Source organism: Streptomyces sp. NPDC057486 (assembly GCF_042802415.1).
Taxonomy (GTDB): domain Bacteria; phylum Actinomycetota; class Actinomycetes; order Streptomycetales; family Streptomycetaceae; genus Streptomyces; species Streptomyces yanii.
On record NZ_JBHVEE010000308.1, the window covers coordinates 1 to 1,771 of the forward strand.

Below are 1,771 nucleotides of genomic sequence, written 5' to 3' on the forward strand. Positions count from 1 at the left end.
CGGAAGAACCCGACGCGTCCGCGCTGACGCCAGTCGCCGACTACGTCAGCGACACCACCGCGACTGACTTGATCCACAGGTCTTGACTATTCCTCTCGCCCCCGTGGCCTCGTCGATGCGCTTGTCGTTCACGCGCGGGGCCGTCACCTCGACGACTCCGGCGGAGGTGGTGACCTTCCGCGGCTGGTGATGGCCGTTGCGCACGACCAGTCGGTGACCGCTCTCGTCCCGCTCACCGGCCAACTCGGCTATGTAAGCGTTGACTTCCGCCTCCAGGGCGGCGGCCAACATCCGCCTCGCGCCCTCGCGGACGATCTCGTCGATCAGAGAGCCGTTTGGCGTGGAACCGTCAGCATTGACTACCGTGAGCACGGGCGTGCCTTCCCGGCCGGCGCTGCGAACGCCGGCCTACTCGGTGACCTTCAATCGATCACTCGGGAAGGTACGCCCCTCGCGTGCCACCCGAGCCCCGATCCACAGGTCTTGAGCATTGTTGTGTCCTGAACGCGAAAGGAAGAAGTATGTAGGAGCTCTTTCTGATTGCGATGCTGCACGGAAGATGAAGGTTGTGGCCCTTCGGAGTCGCCCTGCGGGGGGAGACTTCAAACCCCCTCATGCTGCGTTGGCTGAAGACCGTCGTGGTGAACGATGAGGAAAAGGCACCAGACAAGGTGTCAGGTGGGGGCCGGGAAGGCGAGCGCAAGCGAATCGCTGCTGACGTGTCGAAAGTGACAGACGACATCAAAACCGGGGTGTCAATGCGACCTCGGGATAAGTCTGGCGGGTGCCCGTTTACTGGCCAGGCGGTGTCCGGCATGGAGGCGACGCGAGCCCGGTCTGCGGCTTTCGTGTGGAACAGGAGAAGGCGGGTCCGGATACGTCTCCGCTGGTCAGTGGAGAGAGAGGGAGCATCCCGGGCGGCCCGAAGCCGTGAGGGACTGAGTACCGATGCCGGAAGCGCCGGCGGACCGGTCCGTAGTAGTGATGAAGTCCCTGTAATCGGGGCGGAGCGAAGGGGCCGGGTCGTTCGTGACTGTGTTTATTCGATCAACCGGGCGTTCCCCGGGAGGAGTCGCGTGAACGAGTTGAAAGCATCAGACAAGCCGTTCAATATTTCCAAGCAGTCCGTCTGGGAGGCGTACGAGAAGGTCAGGGCAAACAAGGGCGCAGCGGGCGTGGACGCGGTGTCGATGGAGGTCTTCGAGGAGGATCTGAAGAACAATTTGTATCGGATCTGGAACCGTATGGCCTCCGGCACCTATTTTCCGCCTCCGGTGCGTGCGGTGGAGATCCCCAAGAAAGGGGGCGTCCGAATTTTGGGCGTGCCCACGATCGGGGATCGCATCGCTCAGACGGTAGTTGCCGGGGTTCTGGAAGCAAAGGCCGAGCCGGTCTTCCATCCGGATTCCTACGGCTATCGTTCCGGACGGTCGGCGACTGACGCTGTCGGCCGGTGCCGCGAGCGCTGCTGGAAGGCGGACTGGGTCATCGACCTGGACATCCGCGCATTCTTCGACAGCGTTCCGTGGGATCTGGTCCTCAAGGCGGTCGCCGCCCACACCGATCCGTCCCAGTCCTGGGTCCTGTTGTACGTGCGGCGATGGCTTGCCGCACCGCTGCAACTGCCCGACGGGACACAGCGCGAGCGAACCCGGGGGACCCCGCAGGGGTCCTCGGTCACGCCCCCAACGCAATGGGCAACTTCTGCTTCGAGGTGACGCTCGGCTACCGGCGGCTGGAACTCCTTCCTCGAGCGGAGGGTAAGGGACGT

The 1,771-nt window shown here is 63.7% G+C and carries 1 protein-coding gene and 1 pseudogene; one reads left to right on the forward strand and one right to left on the reverse strand.

Annotation, left to right across the window (positions count from 1 at the left end; genetic code table 11):
* Positions 1-93: 93 nt before the first annotated feature.
* Positions 94-372 (reverse strand): annotated as a pseudogene (locus tag ACFU6I_RS48520) (transposase); the annotation flags it as partial.
* A gap of 704 nt (positions 373-1,076) precedes the next feature.
* Between ACFU6I_RS48520 and ACFU6I_RS48525 the strand changes: the two are divergent.
* Positions 1,077-1,718, forward strand: a complete 642-nt coding sequence (locus ACFU6I_RS48525; protein WP_384380970.1) for a reverse transcriptase domain-containing protein — start codon at positions 1,077-1,079, stop codon at positions 1,716-1,718.
* The last annotated feature ends 53 nt before the right edge of the window (positions 1,719-1,771 follow it).